This is a genomic window from Bacillus sp. GC_Bacil_1 (assembly GCF_026540675.1).
Lineage (GTDB): Bacteria > Bacillota > Bacilli > Bacillales > Bacillaceae_G > Bacillus_A > Bacillus_A cereus.
Map to the genome: position 1 here is coordinate 70451 of NZ_JALNUG010000020.1, position 19991 is coordinate 90441.

Below are 19991 nucleotides of genomic sequence, written 5' to 3' on the forward strand. Positions count from 1 at the left end.
AAGAATCATAGTAAGGGGAGAAGAAAGTTGAATGTAAAAAGAGTAGTAGAAAAGGGGAAATGGGTATTTATGACGACTGGACTTGCTATTGTGTCCAGTCTCTTTTTTTCCTATATAAAAGGCTATTTTGGAATTGATACAGGCAATGCAGAACAGGTGAATGCAAAAGTAGAGTTGAATATCTTCTATCTGATTGTCCCTTTATTAATAGCGCCTGTAATTGAGGAATGGATTTTTAGAAAGATCCTACCGTTAGGAATAGGAACACTAGTTGAGCGGATTAATCGCACAACAGCGATTATTATAGCTAATGGTATCTTTGCAGCTGTGCATTTTGATTGGTTCTTCTTCCCTTACTTTGTAAATGGTTGTTTATATGCATGGAGTTATGAAAAGACAAAAGATTTGAAAGTACCAATGTTAGCTCATGTTTTATATAATTTTTTTGTTTTTTTTGCTACAGTAATTTTGAAGTGAAATAATTTGTTTATAATATCCCCCTTTACTAATAATTACTAAAAATCATAATGAATGGTATAATTCATTTGAATAAAATATGGTAATTTATTTAAAAAGGGAGGAGCACGAGAATAAATGAGTTTTTTTACAGAATTTATAAAGTTTATAGAATCTTCAGGTGCTATATTATCGGTATTACTTGGGATTACATCAATTTTAACAAGCTTTATTTATGTGAAAGCTAATAAAAGGAAAAAAGAGACGGAATTTCTTAGCTACATAAAAGATGAGAAGTTATTTGTTAGATACATGACAAGTAAGGAGCAATTTCTAATCTCCATGAAAGAAATTGCAGATCAGAGGGAAGTAAAGCAAAGAAAACCAAAAGTTATTAGAATGATTAATAAAATGGCTACTAATCATATATTATCTGTGACAATGGCTATTCTATCTAGTAAATCATCCAAGTCTCGTAAAAAGCAAAAGCAAAAGGAAGAGAAAGGAAATGAAAATAGTCTTATAATTTCGGCATTATTTTTAGAGAGTAAGTTAAAAAAAATATATAAAACTTATATTATTATAGGATTAGGAAGTATCATGTTACTAGTTATGTCATTCTATTTTGTCGTTCCATCATATATAAATGTAATCCCTTTAATATTTGCAATATTAACTTGCAGCTATCAATTTTTACTCAATTACCGAATAAAGAATGGTTTGTTTGGAACAAATGATTATGAAGCAAGAGAACTAATAGAATTTATTATTCAAAATAATGATAAAATTAATGGGAATAAGATTTTCAACGAAGAAGTAATATCAAATACTATTATAGATTTCTCAAATTATGTGAAGAAGGTGCACTTATTAAATGAACATTGATCTTGATAAAATAACAGGATATTTATATAAGGCTATAGATATTATGTTGTTAAAACAACCCGAAAGGACTGCTTATGGTATTGTGCTGGGGTTTGTTTTTATGGGTGCAAAAGATGCTATAGCTGAATTAACAACAGGCAATGTTAAGAATGCAATTCGAAATTTTAATACATTATCAGCTTTTTGTTTAGGCATTATTCTAGTGAGAATAGACATACTTTTTAAAAGGGAAAAACTAAACAAAGACGTAATTATTAAAATGAATACTCTAAAGGCGATAATTAGAGAAGGGGAGTTTACCTCAGATCAAAGAAGGAAATTATATAGAGACTTCATACAAAATATATCAGCAGATCTTGATTTAGGCTCGAATAAGAAAGGCGATAAAGTTAAAGAGCAAAGTTCTTAATTAAATAGGGTTATATTGTTGCCTATATTTCACATAATTACTAAATAAAAAGACTTCATATTAGTGAAGTCTTTTTATTTAACATCAACTTTGTGGACTTGTGTAAAAGTTCACATGTGTAAATTTTGTGGTTATATTTGATTTTATCCTTTTATAATGGATTTAAGATATAAGTAAATGTGAACATGTGTAAATGTACACATTTACACATGTTCACATTAAAGAAAGGTGGTGTAGATAAATATGAAGTGGGATATGAAGAACGAAATTTATGTGGAGCTTGTGGGGCTAGATTAACTTTTCGATTAAAAAAATATAAATATTGTGTCGATGCTATAGCTCAAACTTACTGATTTTAAAGTAAGAGTAAGTGTACAATTTCCTTGCTGGAGGCTATTTGATAAGTCAATTTATAAGTTATATTTAGTTTTTTAGGTTTGGGATATATATTTTTGTTAAAAATATATATAAACCATTGCAATATATAATGAGAATGGTGTGTCTTGATGGGATAAGATGTAATTTTACCTGGAGATACGGTTATGACATTTGAATCTTCATGAAGTAAGGACAATAGGATACTGTTTCATAAGAAAAATTAATATAAGATGATAGAAAAATAAGCTTGTTTATGGGCGGCGAGCTGTAGTTCCATAAGAAATATAGCTATGATATGGTCACCAAAAAGTGCATTCACGCGAAATTGGAGCTGTAGTTCCATAAGAAACATCGCTATGCTATGGTTCAACTACCACCCATGCATGATGGATTGGGCTATAGTTCCATGAGAAATATAGCTATGCTATGGTATGTTCTGCTGCTACTGGATTCGTTAAGAGGCTATAGTTCCATAAGAAACATCGCTATGCTATGGCGAAAAAGAGACCACAGACCACAAAAGCCAGCTGTAGCTCCATAAAAAAAATTGCTATGATATGATCAAGATTGTGTTTCAAAACGTGTTGCTATAGTTCCATAAGAAACATCGCTATGGTATGGTCTATTCCTTTGTCCTTCGATATACACCGAGGCTATAGTTCCGTAAGAAACATCGCCATGCTATGGTAATGTTTTTGCCAGTATGGAGTTTTCCAAGCTAAAGTTCCATGAGAAAAATCGCTATGCTATGGTTGTACCTTACCTTTGGCCATAATCACCACCGCTATAGTTCCATAAGAAACATCGTTATTTTCTGGTAGATGCTGAAAAACCTTGTCACTAGAGGATTAGACAAGGTTTTTTAATTTGAAAAAGGAGAGGTTTCATTTGTTTAGAATGCGATTTTTTTCTTTTTAAAATAAAGTAAGTTAAGCAGAGATAATATCTTCTTTGTTTGCATATGTTTCCCTATTCAAAATTCTATATTAGCAAGCTGCGTTTTTTGTTACCATTCTATATTGCCATTCCAATACGTTTTTCCTTCTTAATTTTTGTGTAATGTCCAAGTACATCTACCTGGTATTTCTCAAATGATAGTAACTGCTTGGAGCCTACATTTGCTATAATACTGCCATCATGCGTTTCAACAGTAATCCCAGCAGTTCCACTATGAACACCTTTAAAATATCCTGTGAGTGAGGGGAGTAATACCTCTTTTTTCGATACAGTTGTTCTAGCTTTAATTGTTTTGTTTTTTGAGGGGACAATTTGGATTAGATCATTGGGAAAAAGACTAAACAAAAAAGTAAAGCTAGGATCAATAGTTGTCCAATCCTCATATCCTTTTCCTGCTGTAATTGCTTTTTGAGGTAAGATATTTTTCATAAGATCAATTGTGTAAATGGGAATTAAATAGTACTTCTCACCCTTTTTGAATACATCAGTACGAGCAATTTTACTATTATACACGACACCTTTACCTTGATTAACAGGATTAACAATGGTTCTTGTATCCATTATTTTAATAGATTTTATAAGTGGTCCAATTCCTCCTGATTTTGTGGGTTTGTATAAAGGTTCTTGGAATGATTTGCGTTTATCTTTTTTATGACTTAAATAACGTTCTTTTATGGCATTATACGTATATAAATCAGTTTCTTTTCCAAACATGGGAAAATCACCATTAGCATCAAAAGGAATATCTTCTAATTTTGTTTTTGTCGCGGTTAGCACTTTCCCCTTTTCGTTATAACCAAGGAATTTCCGGATTGTTTCTTGATGTAATTCACCAGTAATAGAGCGCTTAGGCATTCTTGAAACAAAGATAGGTTTGATTTCAGATAGATTGACATCGGCGTAATTTTTCAAACGAATTCCCTTTAAGTATTGCTGGGTATTTGGAGAAATCCTTGCTTCTAACTCTAAATGAAATCCTTCCCAAGGTTCAGGAAACTGCATCCGTTTGGCTTGACGGTTTCTATTTAACTCTTTTAACTTATAATATTTTGTTACTCTTTGAATCATGTGATCGGATGTGACAGCAACGATTACCGCATCTAAAGCATGATGGATATGCCCCTCTTTCCGATCTTTGTTAAATCCCCATCTACTACGCAAATGAGATGTTATAATTCCACTAACTGTATGAACTTTTTTCTCACGATAGCTTTCAGAGAATATGAGGTGTTGTTGAATAAGGGATGATAGATATATTGTGGCATAACGGGTATCATTGAGATTGCGTTCAATAAATTCTTGTTCTCTCGCATGTGAAAAGTTTTGTAAAAGTAATTTTTGTTGTTTCTTTTTGTTGATTTTTTTATTTGACTGTACTCTTGTTTCAAATTCATCCCAAATTGAATTATTCCTCATGTATTCATAAGGAGTTTTGTTTCCTTTACGCTGATTTTCTGTTCCTAGCGTTAATACTTTATTGTTATAGCTGTCATCTAAACTACGACTATAGGGTAGTATGTGATCTACTTCGGTATATCCCCCTTCAAATAATCGATGTGGTTCAATATATTCTCCGGAATACATACATCTACCGTCTTGTTCCTTCCAAAGCTTAAATTTGACAATATTTATTCCTGAGGGATTAATGTTACCTAATTCTTTTAGCTTATTAATGGCGTGTTCATTCTTTTTGGAGTTATCCTGGTACATGCTATCTATTTCTTTTCTTTCCTGGAATGTTTTAGATAACTCTCTTGCAGTTTCAATATGAATTGAAACTGGAGAACCATATTTATTTATAATTGCATTTATGACCTTTCTTGTTTGTGAAAGAGCACGATGTACAACAGGATTTGTATTCTGTGGAATAACAGGCAAGTACTTTGTTTTTTTTGTAAATGATGTTCCCTTAAAGTTATATCCTGCCTTATTACAAGCTTTATCATATGACATTCCCTCTTCTAAAAAAGGAATGATATTTTTTAAGGCTTTAAATGATAAATGTCCCATTTTTGTGAAGTTCAAAGTCAATAATGCTTGAATAAACGTGTCATCGTATGTCTTTTTTGCCAAATTACTTATAGTTTTTCCTTTTGTATTTATATATTTATTTTGTAAGTATTCTAGGATATCTTTATCATCTTTGAAGATAGTTAGTCCGTATGCAATTGTATCGTAATCTATAGGTAATAAATTTAAGGCGTTCTTTCCATAAATTTGTTTATATACCTTATTAATAGAGTGATATTCTTTGAGTTCTATACATTTTTTATTTTCCACCGTTGTATCTACTGTATCAGCTGAATATAATAGATTGTTAAAATGAAGTTCATTAGAAATGGATAATAATTTTCGGATATCAATGTATTTAACAATATGTTTTTCAAGTGCTAGATTCATAATTTGTTTCTTTTCTTCAAAAGAGAGTTCTTCTATCCTGTCTTTATTAATCAGTCGTAGGTTGTTTATGGTTTGTAGCGCTACAAAATATTGAAATGACCATGAAGCTTTAGGGACTCTTTTTTCTTTTGGTTCTAAGGTACAGTAACCAATCATTTTTTCAATTTGATCTTTAGAAGCATAGGGACGTTGAGATGCCCAAATTTCTAAGTAGCTACTTTCAAATTCCTCTGTTGCAAAATCATTTTTAAACAAACGTTGTGCATTGAATATCATTTGTATTTCATCTTGAAGTTGTTGACGAGTAACAGTCCCGATATAAGTACCGTCTTTGTTCCTTTTATGGTTTTCAAACTTTTTATCTTTTAGAATCATTTCTCCAACAGTTCTATAATTTTGTTGCTCCATGATCTGTTGGTTCTCTGAAATGCTCTCTAAGATTTGTCCGTTTTCTGAGAGAGTGGTTTCTTTTCTATTAGATCTAAATCCTCTTCTTTTAGCAAGGTGAATAAGAACTCTGGTAAACTCTTTTGGATGTAACTTGCGCTCTAGAGCGTCTAAACGTAAGTCCCAAACATCAACTTCAATAGCACTTTCATATAGATGGTCGAGTTCGGTTTTGGATAGTAAGCCATGTTTTACTAACAGTCCCTTTATCCGTTGCATTCTATGTTTTTTACGGCGTAGGGTCCTCCTAGTAGAGCGTGCGTCACGTCTAGGAGTAGCCAAGGATTTTCCGTCTTTCGGATTTTCAGCTTTATCAAAAATACGAACCCCTAAATCTTCAATTCTCTCTTTTTCTTGATTGATTACAGCCCAACCACAAGATGCGATTCCAATATCCAATCCTAATACATATCGCAATTACACAACCTCCTTCACGTTTTACAAGATAAAAGCACCATAGCGTTATGCTTAGGTGCTTTTCACATGGGGAGAATATCCAGACAGGATAAGGCGATCCCCAAACGCCACGGGTCATTGCCCTTACTATAGTAACTTAAGAAACATCGCTATGATATGATCCTTATAGTTGCATTATTAACTCAAAAAATAAACTTTATACCTAGATACACGTATAATTATAAAAATGAAGCAAATGGGAATAATAGTGATATGAACTAATTAAGAAAACCATTTCTTAACTTGTTAATATTAATGCTATCATTCCGTTGAGAATATTGCTATGCTATGATGGAATCAGGCGGTTTTAATATAGGGAATCCGCTATAGTTCCATAAGAAATATTGCAATGCTATGATTTGTTTTTTTGAACTAAAAATAATTGTGCGGCTATAGTTCCAAAAGAAATATTGCTATGTTATGATTCTATTTCCGTATACCCAATTTTAGGCTGGGCTATAGTTCCATAAGAAATATTACAATGCTATGATGAACGCCTCAAAAACCTTGTTATTATAGCCTTAGATAAGGAATTCACTTATAAAAAAGAGAGTATCATGGCATAGCGCTATGTTACTCTTTTTTTGAATCTATTTTTAGCATTTGAATTTGAAAGATGTCACTGTCTTTTATGCCCAGGACATTCATTTCATCTTTTAGTGAGCGCCAAGATTCAATTTTAATAGATTTAGTGGTACCATTGTGGATTTGAAATAAAGGTTTATCGTTTATAACTAAGCTTAACTGTTTATAAAAAAGATGTATCGTTTTGAATAAAGTTATACCGTTTCATTCCTTTTTGATTAAAGTTTTTTATAAAAATCTCATATGTAACTAAAAATGATAGGTTCTAACGATTGAAATAATAGCTTCCATAACTTGTATTTTAGTCCTTTGAGCCCCTTTTTGTATAGGGATATGCAAGAGTATAGAAAGTTAGAAAAAGAAGTATATGGTATTATTTATAGTGATATAATAATATATAAATTTAATTTTATAGAAAGGGAGTGCGTCTGGGTGAGTGTAAAACTTAACTTCGCCTTGTGTGAAACGAATATCGTACATATTGAAGATAGACTATATAAAAATATTAAATATAGGTGTCCACACTGTCATGAAGACGTAATTTTTAAAAAAGGGAATAAAAGAGAACATCACTTTAGTCATAAACCTGGAAGCGATTGTACTATATCTCGTGAAACCCTCTTGCATTTCGAAGCGAAGCATTTTCTTGTTAATAAGATAAATAAAGAAGAAGACATAAAGCTTAAAATTGATTTGAGTTATTTTAAAAAGAAATACAAAGAATTTTTAAGGGCCATTAATATAGATTCTTACGAAATATCATTATTAGAAATGTTGAAGTTTTATAAAAAGAGGTTTGCTATAGTTGAGCAATGGGTAGGGGATTCTATAGCTGACGTTGTAGTAAAAGACGAATATGACAATTCTCAACCTTTTGTAATAGAGGTTTATGTAACACATGCAAACGAAGATGTGAAAGTCCAATACTTTGATGAAGAAGATATACCTTTTATAGAAGTAATTCCAACCAGAAAGAACAGTGAATTCATATTCGGGGTATCTGATGCTTCTATTTCTAAGTATGTTGATTATATATCTTCAAAAATTTCATCGTCTGCAGCTGATATTAGTTATAATATCTTTAAAGATGAATTGATTGATATAGCTAGAGAAGATTTAACAGATAAAATATTGTTTCAATACAAACAACAAGCAATCTCTGAGGTCGAGGAAGCAATAAAGAATATAAATTACCGTTACTATATTAATGGAGACATTTATAAAAAAATGAATAGTGTTGAAGCTAGATCCTATATGAGTATTGAATCTAGCCGAGAAGAACTATTTGATATATCTTATAAAAGTTCTTCTCAATCTAGAGATAAACATTCTAAAGATAAATACTTGATGGTAAATGACCGTTATTTCTTATCTAACGAACAAAATTTATTATATTCATTAATATACGAAATACAGGAACATTACCAGGTTGAAGCTATTGTAGGTGGTTGGGAACATACCAAAAAGAAAAAAGTAATAGGTTTTAATATATTAATGCCTAATAGTAAAATTGTAGTAGAAGAAATGAATAGAATACTAAATGATATGTTATCTACAATCAAAAGAGAATGGATAAATAATTAATTTTATACATTGGATGTGATTATATATAATAAAGGAAACTCGTTTTATTTAAAGGAGTAGTTTATATGTTAGACAATGATAAATTTGATAATAGTCTTAAAGATGTTCTAGTAAACAATTCGCTATTACCACTTGAATCAAATCCATACTGGTTCAATTTTGAAATGAATTATAAATATAATGAAAAAGAAAAGCACACCAATGATCTACCTCTTAGAAAGAAGATTGATAAATTAGTTCCTAAGGATAAACGAGGATTATATATATTTGTTAACCCTATTACCGAAGAAGTTTTATATGTTGGTGAAGGTTGGATACGTGATAGATTGCGTGAACATGTCAAAAAGCTTTATGAGGAAAACATAAGGCCTAGAAATATTTTCTTTAAATCAATTCAAGGCGATGTTCGAATATACTGGACTGAATGTGTAGGCTATCATAGAAGAATTGCAATTGAAGGCGCCCTGCAATGTGTACTCAAACCTCGTTACAGGAGAGATGATTATTAAATAAAAACTATATTTTATACAAAGGGGAGAAAATGCAGAAATGGAAGAGAGGAAACATCAAGTTAATACTGATTTTCTAATCAAGAACAAACATAAGTTTTTTCCGCAAGGGGTTAATGCAAATAAACAAATGCAGGAAGCATTCCAGAAAATTGCAGAACTACGCACGCATTTGATAGAATCAATTAACGTATCCTTACGACCTGTAATTGATATAGATTGGGAAGAGTTTGAGCGAAAGGAAAAGAAATCCGCTGAAAGTTTAGGGAGAAGAGGATGGACTCTCCCAATGAACATGACTCCAGGAGAAACTATTGGAATATCAGAAATCGAAGGCCAAGATGAATTAGACTCAACTTTCTTATCGTTTTACTCAAAAGAAGAAGAATTTCAATTTATAAAAACACAAATTCTTGAACATGAATTGACTAAAGAGTGGGGAGTGCTCCTCACACAATGCTTTGAGAGTTATGAAAATGGTAATTATTTAATTGTTATTCCTAATCTATTTATTATTATTGAAAACATCTCCCATATTCTCATTTCACCAAGATATCAAAAATATTTAAATCCAAATCAAAAAAGAAAACCACCTCTAAGAGATCAATATAAAAAGGTAAAGAAAGAAGTCGAAACCGATAGGACATACATAATATGCTACATTTCTGTTGCAGAGTATTTAAATTGTGTATTTAAAAGTGGGAATTTCGATAAAAGACCAGCTCGCTTGCCGATTATAAATCGAGATTGGGTATTGCATGGAAGAGATTATCCATGTAATTGGAAACAAGTAGACGCTTTGAGATTATTCAATGCTCTATCTACAATAATAGAACTAGATTTCTTACTAGAAGATTTAGAAAAAGAAGAAGCTGAAGTCGAAACTATTAAATAAAAGTTTAATTTTAAACAAAGGTTAATAAAATAGTCAAAAAACTAGATAATTAGAAATATATATAAAAAGATCACTTGTCTTGGAAACAGGTGATCTTTTTATTAGATAAATTTCTATTTGCCAACAGCAGGTAGTCGTTACCCTATTCATATGTTCAGTAAATATTATAGCGCAATTGTCTTTGTTAAAGTGACAACATAGCGCTATACTGTGTTGTTTTTCAGATTGTATTTGTTTACGAATAATAAAGTCGTTAAGAAATTGAATATTTTTTCAAAACACACTTTTTTATTTGCTCTCTTATCAAGGTTTATTAAGTTAATTGAATCAGACTTTATTCCAAGCCTCCATCTTAGTATAGCGCTATGATAAGAAGTGAATGTAGAAAACCGAAAAGAATGGAATAGCTTTATTATTTTTATAAAGTAACCCCATCCTAAATCTAGGATGGGGTTATATTGAGAGTTGTTTAATATTAGTTGACTAAGGATTAAGCTAAGGTAACTTAGCAAATATTCTATTACCATAAAAATTACATTGCGAAGAATAGACATGCATATTTTACAATAGATGTCTCAACACGCCAAATTTATTATTAACTTCTTGATTAGCTTTTATTTGTTCTTTTTTTAGAAGGTCACTATTGTAGCTAGTAGAAAAAAGATTTACTAGTTCACTTAATCTCCAATCAGAAAAAGATGTCTTCTTAATGTCAACTCTATTCTTTATAATCATAACGGTTTGCTTAATAACATTTAAAAGCTTCATTTCTTCAAACGTAAAGTAAATTTCTCCATATATCCTATGATCTATCATTGTAAGTTTTATAACGTAACAATAATATTTTATTTTTTCGGCATCTAATTCGACTAATTTTGATAATACAAGTAATAGATAACCTTCAACAATTTTTCTATTACTGTTATCAGTATCTTTTATATGCAAATATAAGGTAGCCAACTTAGAAGCAACAATTAAACAGGCAAAGTAAATTGAATTATCATTATAGTGATTTAAGAAGTACAATGTTCTTTCTTTCTTATCTTCCTGCATTACTAATAGCAATAAATTACTAAGAGGTATCCCTACCAAAGCTATATCTTCTTCATTATATTTTTTAATTTCCCGACCTACTTCATAAAATTTTATATCCATTGTAAAATAATCCCGTATATCAAATGACATCATTCTAAGAGCCTCAAAATACTGATAAACTCTTTCTGATTTTTCTAAGTCATTAAATTTTGTGTTTTTATCAATTAAATTATAATAATCAACCATAAAGTTCCCATATAAAGGTTGTAAATATAACGAATTTTTTAGTTTTCCTAAGCGGGTGTAAGAAAAATCGTTATTAGATTTATAATACCCATAATTCATTGTAAGCTTTATGGAATGTTTTAATATATCTTTATTTTGTTCAAAAACTACTTTACTTTCCGCAGCAGAAATACTAATGAATATTTGTCTTAAAAGTTGGTTGATCTGGAATGAAGATAAATACACTTCGTAATAATTAAACAAACCTATCATTTTATTATATTGATTAATTGAATCTGTATATAATTCTTTTTTTATTAATTCTTCAATGGCACTGGCCCACATCAGGATAATATCTGATTCATATATAGTTTCAGTATGATTTTCTTGAACCTTATTTTTATACTTTACAAGTGATAAGTGGGTTATTTTCTCATATACATAAAGATTCCTTTTATATTCTACATCTCCACGAAGAATTTTTTCTAAGGTGTCTTCATTTAAATTATATAGGTATTCTGAAAAACGCACCCCAGATTTCCACACTATTCTAGGTTTACGTACTAACTTTGTATTTTCTCGATTATATATGCTAATAATCTTATTGGCGCTTAATCTTTGACTATTAGAATAAAAAATGATTTTTATAATTAATAAAGTTAACAAAGATAAAGTAATTAAAAATACATATAAAATTGCATGAGAAGAACTGTCATTAATATATAGTGTAATGTTTATGAATAGGAAGAAGAAGACAGAGAGACTTATGAATTTAATATTCCCTAAGATAGATCTAGCAAATACAATTTGGTAAATGGATGTTCCGAGAATTTTTTCTTTTTTTAGATTTATTATTAATGAAAATAAAGACAAAATCATAAATGTAACACTGATTTGTGAAAATAAAAATTGTCGATTTAACTCTTGATTTATCTTAGGTAATCGATCTAAAATATTTCCCATCCATTCCAAATTTAAAATTTTCAATTGCTGTAATAATGCTAAAGATATAAAGAAAACAATTCCTACTTCTATTAATTTAATAAAGCTATTAAAAAAATAGATTAGTGGATACTTCATCTTTCCTTCAATTTCATAATATTTTTTTTTCCAAGCTTTTTTCATTTTATGCATTTTATAATTGAAACTTTGAATTTTTCCCAGTTTATTTCCCTCACTTTCGCATATTACAAAATCACTGAATTTACATCCCTCTTTTGTGTTTCTCATTAAGATTCTACTTAATCCAATACTAATTATCGCAGTTATTCTCTTTTCAAACAATGACAGGCCCAAAATACATGATTGAATTTTATCTATATGGGTGTTCTTTACTATTCTACTATAAATTGATAAATTTTATTGGTGGTGTACATTTGAAATAAAATCACAATGCTTTGAAAAAAGTTGCGACGTTTCTGTCCAATATGTGTAGAGATAATAAAGTTGTTTAATTTATAATAAAGTCCTTTAAAAAATAATTAAGTTGTTTACTTCTTTTAGGACTAACGAAGTAGTTTAATGGAAGAAGAATTTATAGTAAGTGTTATAATAATCAATAACTTAAACAAAGGGGGAAGCATTTTTGCACAAACTCAATGCATTAATACCAGAGCTATCAGTTTCAGATATAGAGCAAAGTTTAAATTTCTATTCGGAAATTCTCCTGTTTAAGATTGAATATCAAAGACCAGAGGATAAGTTTGCTTTACTGTCTTTAAATGGCTGCCAGATTATGATTGAAGAAGTAAATGGTCATTGGAGTACTGGGGAGTTATCTTATCCCTACGGAAGAGGAATTAATTTTCAAATTATCATAAATGATATTGATCCACTATATGATAGTTTGAAAAAGAACGAGTATCCAATTAAATTTGATATTCAAGAGAATTGGTATAGAGCTGATACTAAATTAAAGGGACAAAAAGAATTTTTAATTATGGACCCTGATGGTTATCTATTAAGATTTGTTCAAAATTTAGGTGAAAAAGATGTTGAGGCAGATTAAGCCATGTAAAATAGGATGAAAATTTAGTAAATGGAGCAAGCTACTTTTTTCAATAAGGGGCATTAGTTGAAGAAGAATTAACCAATTTTATTATTTTTATAAATTACAGGCTACAACAATTAAATTTAGTTTTAAATAACTTTAAAACCACCTACAAGTTAATTTTAGTAGGTGGTTATTACATTTCTTAGACTAAAATTAAACAACTTTATTGTCACTGAACATGTTGTTGCTTTTTTATGTGGTATAAAAGTTAATTCTTAGAACGGTATGTTATGTTGATTTAAAGTAAAGCTCGATAAAGAATCTATTTTGTAGAGTATTCCTTTATTCTACAACTTTATCAAAGCCTAGCATCCTTTCTAAAAAAACATTGAAAACATAATGACTATAATAGGATTCAATTAAGTAGTGAAAAATGTCGTCATGGATAGGGTGTTTTTCTAAATTATTCTTTTCTATGAAATCATAGTCCAAGCTAAGGAGATAACTATTCAAACTTTTTAGAGCACCAGTTGGAAACACGTTGTATTTAAAACTAGAATTATGCTCATCTAGAGAAATGTATTCATCCCAACTAAAGGAGTTCCAGCTACATGAAAAAATCCCCCCATTAGTATTCTTGAATAATAAGTTCAAAGAGTCAAATCCAATTTTCACAAGATTTTCTTTCCATTGATAATACAACCATTCCAGATAATCTGGAACGTCTGGATCATCTGGATCGTCTTTTTCCAATTTTAAACCTGTAATAATATCATCTAACTTTGCTAAAGTAGAACTATAACTTAGGGAACTAAGATCTTCATTACTAAGTTCTCCATTACAAACATCATTAACGAATAGATTTTTAAAAGCAATTTCATATGGATTCATCCCAACAATTATTAAGGAATTTGGAAGATCCATCTCATCTTCTGGCCAACATTGTGAAGTGAAACAAAAACCATGAATATTTTTTTCTTCCATTGTCTGTGCAACGAAACTTGATATAGAATTCATAAACAACTTTTCCTTGTCACTTGGATTTTTCTGAGGGTTTTGAGAATATGGAATATCGCTCCATGTCAATTTGAATACTTCAAAATTATTTTTAGAAAAATAGTGATTTTTAAAATTGCTGATATCATCTTCTTCAGGTATCCAAAGACGTAACTTTAAACTATCAATTTGAGTTTCATCTTCAAAAGTTGGAACGAATGCAATTACACGTTTGTTATCAAATAAGAGTGCATGCAGAAAAGCTTCTCTTACTATTCTTTCTTTCATTGGTGAAATCAAAATAAAGACAACGTCTTCCTTACTCATAGTTGGAAAAAGAGAAACCAAATGGTTACTATATGCTAAAAGTTCTGTGAATGCTTGTCTTTCAGTCTGCTGAGATTTCTTTAATTCGATTATACTTATTCCTACACGTTCACTGTGTACTCCTAAAAAATCTGCTCTGATGGTTGAGTCATTCGTCTTTTGTAAGGGAACTTCGACTCCTATTAAATCCATACTCTTCGTATAACTAAGCGTTTCATCTAACCTTTCAAAAACTATTTTTTGAAAAATTTTATCAGGTTCTATTTCTGCTGTAAGTTCAACATCAATTTTGGGAGTATCACCGATTATTAAATGAGACAATTTACCTTGTTTCCAAATATAATTTTGTATTTCTTTTTCAGTAAATTTTATTTTATTTTCGCTTGCCATCTTTTATACCCCTAACTTTAGTAATTGCAATTATAAACTTATGTTTTCTAAAACTGCATGTTACTTTTTGTTTGGATCTATCTCTATCATTTGAATTTGAAAGATGTCACTGTCTTTTATACCCAGGACTCGCATTTCTTCTTTTAGTGAGCGCCAGGATTCAATTTTGATAGATTTAGTAGTTCTATCCAGTAAAGTGTATTGGTGAACATAATATGATTCCTCATTTTTTCTCATTGCTAATCCTCTGTTTTCATTTAATTTATTAAAATACCGTAGGTGTGTAAAAATTATATATTAAGTGATGGGTGTGAGTCTGTATTTTCTATGGATCGTTTATAGTAATCGTAATATCTTTTTAAGGATAAGTTAGATTTAAAGCCCATGTGCTGCATGACTTGTTCGGATGTAGTATTCCCTTGAATTCTCCTTAAAATAAAGGTGTTTCGAAAATGTTGGGCAGAAATCCCCTTTCGGAGATTAGCACGTTTTACTTCTAAACGAATCATTTTTTTGTATTGATATTTCAGTTAGAAACTTTGGCGCATCATTATCATAACTCCAATGATATGTCCCACGTGTAAAATCAAAAGCAATAAATAGTGGATCACTGCTGTGATATTTAGGGCGTACAGGTTCAGGGATAGTTTTATAGTAATTGTATAAGTGTAGTTTATCTTCTTCGTTTAAATGAATGGTTCTATTTACTATTGAGTCTTCAGAAATCGATAAGGAGTTATTTTCGAAATGAACGTGTGCCATTCGTAAAGAAACAAGCTCTTTTAAAGATAGTCCATAATCCAGGAGTAATGTAACAATAGAAATATTCCGCTCTAAGATCATTGGGCGTGTCGATCGTTGTTTTTCTGTAAGGTCATCAAGTGAAGAAATGACTTCTTTTAAGCGTTTCCCTTCCTGGAAAGAAACGAAATCCTCCTTACGCAATGCCCGATCAGGTGGATCTATCTGAATAACCCCTTCAATTGGGCTTGGTAAATCTAAGTATTCGTACAACCTATTTAAGACAATATATATGCGGTGTATAGTTTTATCGGAGTAATGCCGTTCTTCCTTTAAATATTTGAAAAAGACTTCAAAATCCTTTTTATGAAGTGATTCAAAAATATTATTTTTAGTAATTTTTTTTGATGGGTGCAGCCATTGAATGAAACTTTCTACATCATATATATAGCGCCTAATTGTTGAGGGCTTTCTTCCCTTACTTAATAAATAAGAAGAGAAGCCTTGTATTGTGTCCTGGATTTCTTCCATAGATAACAGTCTCCTCTACTTTTAATATTTAATAGCATTTTAAAATGTTTATTAATAGAATGAAGCCAACTATAATTAATGCTAAAAATTCATTCTTTAACTTCATATCTTTTAACTACTCTGTAGAATGTAGAACTACTAGTAATATTACTCTTTTTCATGGCAGCTGTCGCTGTGATCCTTCCCTCTTTCCATTCGTTATAAGCATCAATAAACTCCTGGGTAATTTGAGTTCGAGGTCTTCCTAAATGCTTTCCTTGTGCCTGAGCTACAGCAATTCCTTCAGCTTGCCGCTTTTTAGTGTCAACTCTTTCTTTTTCAGCGAATGCCGATAGTATGGTTGCGGTTGCTTTTTGAATAGCACTTTGAATCACATCATTTGTGGCATCCCCATTGTAGGTTACATTTATAAAAGGTTCTTTTAGGAATTGTAAATTTATTTTATGTTCTTCGTAATATCTAAACTCCTCTAAAATATCAATCATAGTTCTTCCTAACCTTGTCAGAGAATCAAAAACAATTGTATCGCCTGTACGGGCGTATTTTTTCATATATTGATAATTTTCTCTATCCATGGTTTTTCCACTTTGTTTATCAATAAAGATATCTCGTTCGTCAATTCCAATATTTCTCAAATTCACAATTTGTCGTTCTTCGTTTTGATCTTTACTAGAAACACGAACGTATCCGAATTTTTTTGTGTTCAAAAACAACAACCTCTTTCAAAGTAAGAATCTTAGTATTATTCAATCTAGTTAACTTAAATTATATCAAAAATACGCCAAAAGGTGTATGTGCTTTTTGGGATGCTTCAAAAGTTGTTTTTTGACCTTTTGAAGTAGTTGTTTTAAGAGTTTTATGATATTCCCAAAAGGTGTACCTTTTGAAGTGTAAAAGCCCAAGAACCTTTTAACAACCTCATGGACTTTTATGAATCGATTTTTAATTTGACTATAATCATTTCTTGATATGAATTGAAATAGGTTAAGGATAATGAACAAGTATGATAAGATAGTGTATATGATGAAGCCTATAATGGCTCATCCTTACAGTGCTATCTATATTTTTTCAAACAAAAATAACGTATTGAAAATTTTAAATTATAATATCGATATTTACGGAAAGAAGGAATTATATGATTATAAATATAAACGGTTATAAAATGATCTTCTACTTAGAAAATTTACTCAGAGATTTTTGTAACGAATATAGTAGTAAAGAACTTATGGACGAAAAGTTTTACAGTGAGTTAGAAAGCGCTGCGTTAGGGAGTTCTATTCAGGAAAGCTTATCATTTAGAGAGGTTTTAAACTTTACTCATCTAGGTGAATTGTTGGATATTATCAAAAGTAAAAAATTTAAACATAATAAATCAAATAGGGTTAATACGGTTAATCCATCATTTTTAATAAAGCATCGTAATGATATTATGCATTCAAGATCTATATCAAACGAAGAATTGGAAAAAATCCAATCTAATTGTGAAGCAATAATAGATGCTTTGAATGAATCCGATTATAGAAATCATTGGAATAAATTTATTAATGATGAAATAGAGGAGTATAGAATTCCTATTTTACATATGGTTTATCCTATTGGAAAAAACTTTGACAAACTAGTTGGTAGGCAAGATGAACTGAGAAAGCTTAAATACGACCTTGGTGCTATTATCCCACGATCGATTACAGGTCAGGGTGGATTAGGAAAAACGGCTTTAATACTGCAACTAGTTGAGGATTTTTTACATGATCCAAATCAACCTTTTGAAAATATATACTTTATGAGTTTTAAGGATAGTGCCTTTGAAAATGGAAAAATCACTAGATTTGAAAAATCCATTAATAATCATGAAGATTTGATTCATCGTTTAGCTACTTTTATGAAGATTGATATTAGTTCATTAGATTTTGAAGAGATACAAAATAAGGTTTGGGATAATTTTTTCAAGAAAAACTCTCTTTTAATTTTAGATAATTTAGAAACAGAAATTGTTAAAAGTAACCTTGATGAATTTACTCAAATAGCTGAAAGGTTTATCATGTCCTTTTCTTCAAAATCAAGATTAATTATTACAAGCCGTTTTGGTTTAGGAGACAGAGAAGCAAAAACACCATTACATCAGTTTAATCTTGATGATACTAAAGCGCTTATCAAGAGTAATTTAGGAGAAGAAATTTTTAACAAAAAAAATATTAACGAATTAGATTGGCAATGGATTCAAACTTATACTGGCGGAAACCCAGGACTTATTATTGCATTAGGGAATTTTTTGAAATCTACTGAAAAGAAGATCTCGGATATTAGAATAGAATTTGATTCACAGTATACGGAGGAATCAAAAGTATTACATAATCAGCATGATGAATTTATTAATTTTTGTTTTGAAAATACTATTGATGGTATGAACATATATTCACAGAAGTTCTTGGCTATTTTGTGCTATATATGTTCGGAATCTAATCTAGGTGAAATAAGTGAAGAATTTTTAACCTATTTAAAGGAAGAAATAGGGTTAAAAACTTTAGGTGAAGAAAATCTTCGTTCGCAAATTTTTTCTAATATTGGTTTTTTACAGCCATTACCGTCATCAGATAAGTTTCTTGTAAACGAACTCTTAATGATTTTCCTGGATCGTAATAATTCGGAAAATATATTCAATGTATATCAAGTTAAAGATTTAGAATGGAAACCAATGATTGATGATTTAATAAATTTTATTAATGAAATGCAATTTGAAGATGAAGTAACTATAAATACGCTTTTGTCAGAACTATATATGTCTAAATTTAGAAAGACAAATAAAAATATGTATTTAACTAAATCATATTTTTGTTTGCCTAGTTTATCAAAGTTAATAAGACTGTATAGTTCTTTGGATCATAAAGAGCTTATAAAAAAATTCAATTTGATGGAAAAGAACAAAAGTGAGTTATCTAATCCCTATTTTAAAAAAGATCAAGAGAAGATAGTTTCAATTTGTATTAATGCCTTGCAAATAACGTATAATGACATTGTTCAAAAAAGAGCAAATAAGTTATTTCAAAGTGATTTAGTTAAATATTTTAAACAATTAGAAAATTGCGTTCCTATTGTGCAGAAAAAAGAAATACCCTTACGTGATAGGAAAAATCTGTGCAAATTATTAAATAACCTTCAAGAGTATGAACTTGTTGAAGAATGGACTAAAGGTATCCCTGAATTAATTAACGAAAGATTTCTTATGTTCATTAAATCTTTAAACAAAAATGTAAAATCTTCTAAGAAGCTCGATCGCATAATTGCAGAGTGCGATACAATTTTAAAAAGATATCCATTGGATATTAGCTCTAAAAACCAAGGGCGTTACAAGTTATATAAAGCAAAAGTTATTCATAAAAAAGATCCCGCAGCGGCTTTAGGGTTACTTGACAATTATAGTATGTACTATGTTAGTGGTGATACTACTGCATCTATATTATATTTAGATGCTTTATTAATAACTATGGACTGTCATATAGCTTTATTATCAGATATTGAAAAAATCCGAAGTGTAGAGGATAGATTTTTAAAAATATTCAATAATCCAGAGCTACAAGGGAGAATATTTGAACGAAATCGCGACAAAATGGAAGAAAGATATAATAATATAAAAAAAAGAATAATTCAATATAGGTAATAAAAATCTAGTATAAAAGGTTTCTATCCCAAAATACAGATTAAAAGTTTTGTTGCATTTTCAATTTAATAATCCATTAAACAAATTTTACAAGAGATACAAAATGTTAAACTCAAAAACCCAGTGATATCAGTACA

12 protein-coding genes and 1 pseudogene are annotated in these 19991 nt (G+C 30.0%); 8 read left to right on the forward strand and 5 right to left on the reverse strand.

What is annotated here, in order from left to right; genetic code table 11:
- The first annotated feature begins 27 nt into the window (after positions 1–27).
- From OXT04_RS24430 to OXT04_RS24440, 3 genes are all read left to right on the forward strand, one after another.
- Entirely contained in the window at positions 28–477 is a 450-nt protein-coding gene (locus tag OXT04_RS24430) for a CPBP family intramembrane glutamic endopeptidase (RefSeq protein ID WP_098648303.1), read from the forward strand.
- Between the two features lie 117 nt (positions 478–594).
- Positions 595–1341, forward strand: coding sequence for a hypothetical protein (locus tag OXT04_RS24435; protein ID WP_267418184.1), 747 nt, complete (start codon positions 595–597; stop codon positions 1339–1341).
- On the forward strand, positions 1331–1750 hold the full coding sequence (locus OXT04_RS24440) for a hypothetical protein (RefSeq protein WP_267418185.1): 420 nt from the start codon (positions 1331–1333) through the stop codon (positions 1748–1750). Before OXT04_RS24435 ends, OXT04_RS24440 begins: the two co-directional genes overlap by 11 nt.
- 1392 nt (positions 1751–3142) lie before the next feature.
- On the opposite strand, the gene cas9 is transcribed toward OXT04_RS24440, so the two are convergent.
- On the reverse strand, positions 3143–6349 hold the full coding sequence (gene cas9 / locus OXT04_RS24445; RefSeq protein ID WP_267418186.1) for a type II CRISPR RNA-guided endonuclease Cas9: 3207 nt from the start codon (positions 6347–6349) through the stop codon (positions 3143–3145).
- 1056 nt (positions 6350–7405) lie between these two features.
- On the opposite strand from cas9, the gene OXT04_RS24450 reads away from it, so the two are divergent.
- From OXT04_RS24450 to OXT04_RS24460, 3 genes are all read left to right on the forward strand, one after another.
- Positions 7406–8557 carry a competence protein CoiA family protein gene (locus OXT04_RS24450; RefSeq protein ID WP_267418187.1) on the forward strand — a complete coding sequence of 384 codons (1152 nt, stop codon included), beginning with the start codon at positions 7406–7408 and terminating at the stop codon, positions 8555–8557.
- Positions 8558–8622: 65 nt separating this feature from the next.
- Complete coding sequence (locus OXT04_RS24455) at positions 8623–9066, forward strand: hypothetical protein (RefSeq protein ID WP_000886439.1); 444 nt, start codon at positions 8623–8625, stop codon at positions 9064–9066.
- A 40-nt stretch (positions 9067–9106) separates the two neighbouring features.
- On the forward strand, positions 9107–9961 hold the full coding sequence (locus OXT04_RS24460; protein ID WP_267418188.1) for a hypothetical protein: 855 nt from the start codon (positions 9107–9109) through the stop codon (positions 9959–9961).
- Between the two features lie 561 nt (positions 9962–10522).
- On the opposite strand, the gene OXT04_RS24465 is transcribed toward OXT04_RS24460, so the two are convergent.
- Complete coding sequence (locus OXT04_RS24465) at positions 10523–12451, reverse strand: hypothetical protein (protein ID WP_267418189.1); 1929 nt, start codon at positions 12449–12451, stop codon at positions 10523–10525.
- A gap of 355 nt (positions 12452–12806) precedes the next feature.
- Here OXT04_RS24465 and OXT04_RS24470 point away from each other — a divergent pair, with 355 nt between their 5' ends.
- Entirely contained in the window at positions 12807–13229 is a 423-nt protein-coding gene (locus tag OXT04_RS24470) for a bleomycin resistance protein (RefSeq protein ID WP_098854763.1), read from the forward strand.
- A 327-nt stretch (positions 13230–13556) separates the two neighbouring features.
- On the opposite strand, the gene OXT04_RS24475 is transcribed toward OXT04_RS24470, so the two are convergent.
- The 3 genes and pseudogenes from OXT04_RS24475 to OXT04_RS24485 all read right to left on the reverse strand — a co-directional run bounded on the left by OXT04_RS24475 (position 13557) and on the right by OXT04_RS24485 (position 16906).
- Positions 13557–14927, reverse strand: a complete 1371-nt coding sequence (locus tag OXT04_RS24475; protein WP_098292544.1) for a hypothetical protein — start codon at positions 14925–14927, stop codon at positions 13557–13559.
- Between the two features lie 290 nt (positions 14928–15217).
- Positions 15218–16199 (reverse strand): annotated as a pseudogene (locus OXT04_RS24480) (tyrosine-type recombinase/integrase).
- Between the two features lie 89 nt (positions 16200–16288).
- A complete protein-coding gene (locus OXT04_RS24485; protein ID WP_098292548.1) occupies positions 16289–16906 on the reverse strand; it encodes a recombinase family protein in 618 nt (205 codons plus the stop codon).
- 428 nt (positions 16907–17334) lie between these two features.
- Between OXT04_RS24485 and OXT04_RS24490 the strand changes: the two genes are divergently transcribed.
- Positions 17335–19854, forward strand: a complete 2520-nt coding sequence (locus OXT04_RS24490; RefSeq protein WP_267418190.1) for an NACHT domain-containing protein — start codon at positions 17335–17337, stop codon at positions 19852–19854.
- The last annotated feature ends 137 nt before the right edge of the window (positions 19855–19991 follow it).

What these genes read in the sequence shown, in the direction of transcription:
- OXT04_RS24440 (WP_267418185.1), top strand. Translation starts at nt 1,331, where the DNA reads ATGAACATTGATCTTGATAAAATAACAGGATATTTATATAAGGCTATA.
- OXT04_RS24435 (WP_267418184.1), top strand. Translation starts at nt 595, where the DNA reads ATGAGTTTTTTTACAGAATTTATAAAGTTTATAGAATCTTCAGGTGCT.
- OXT04_RS24460 (WP_267418188.1), top strand. Translation starts at nt 9,107, where the DNA reads ATGGAAGAGAGGAAACATCAAGTTAATACTGATTTTCTAATCAAGAAC.
- OXT04_RS24465 (WP_267418189.1), bottom strand. Translation starts at nt 12,451, where the DNA reads ATGAGAAACACAAAAGAGGGATGTAAATTCAGTGATTTTGTAATATGC.
- OXT04_RS24475 (WP_098292544.1), bottom strand. Translation starts at nt 14,927, where the DNA reads ATGGCAAGCGAAAATAAAATAAAATTTACTGAAAAAGAAATACAAAAT.
- OXT04_RS24490 (WP_267418190.1), top strand. Translation starts at nt 17,335, where the DNA reads ATGATTATAAATATAAACGGTTATAAAATGATCTTCTACTTAGAAAAT.
- OXT04_RS24455 (WP_000886439.1), top strand. Translation starts at nt 8,623, where the DNA reads ATGTTAGACAATGATAAATTTGATAATAGTCTTAAAGATGTTCTAGTA.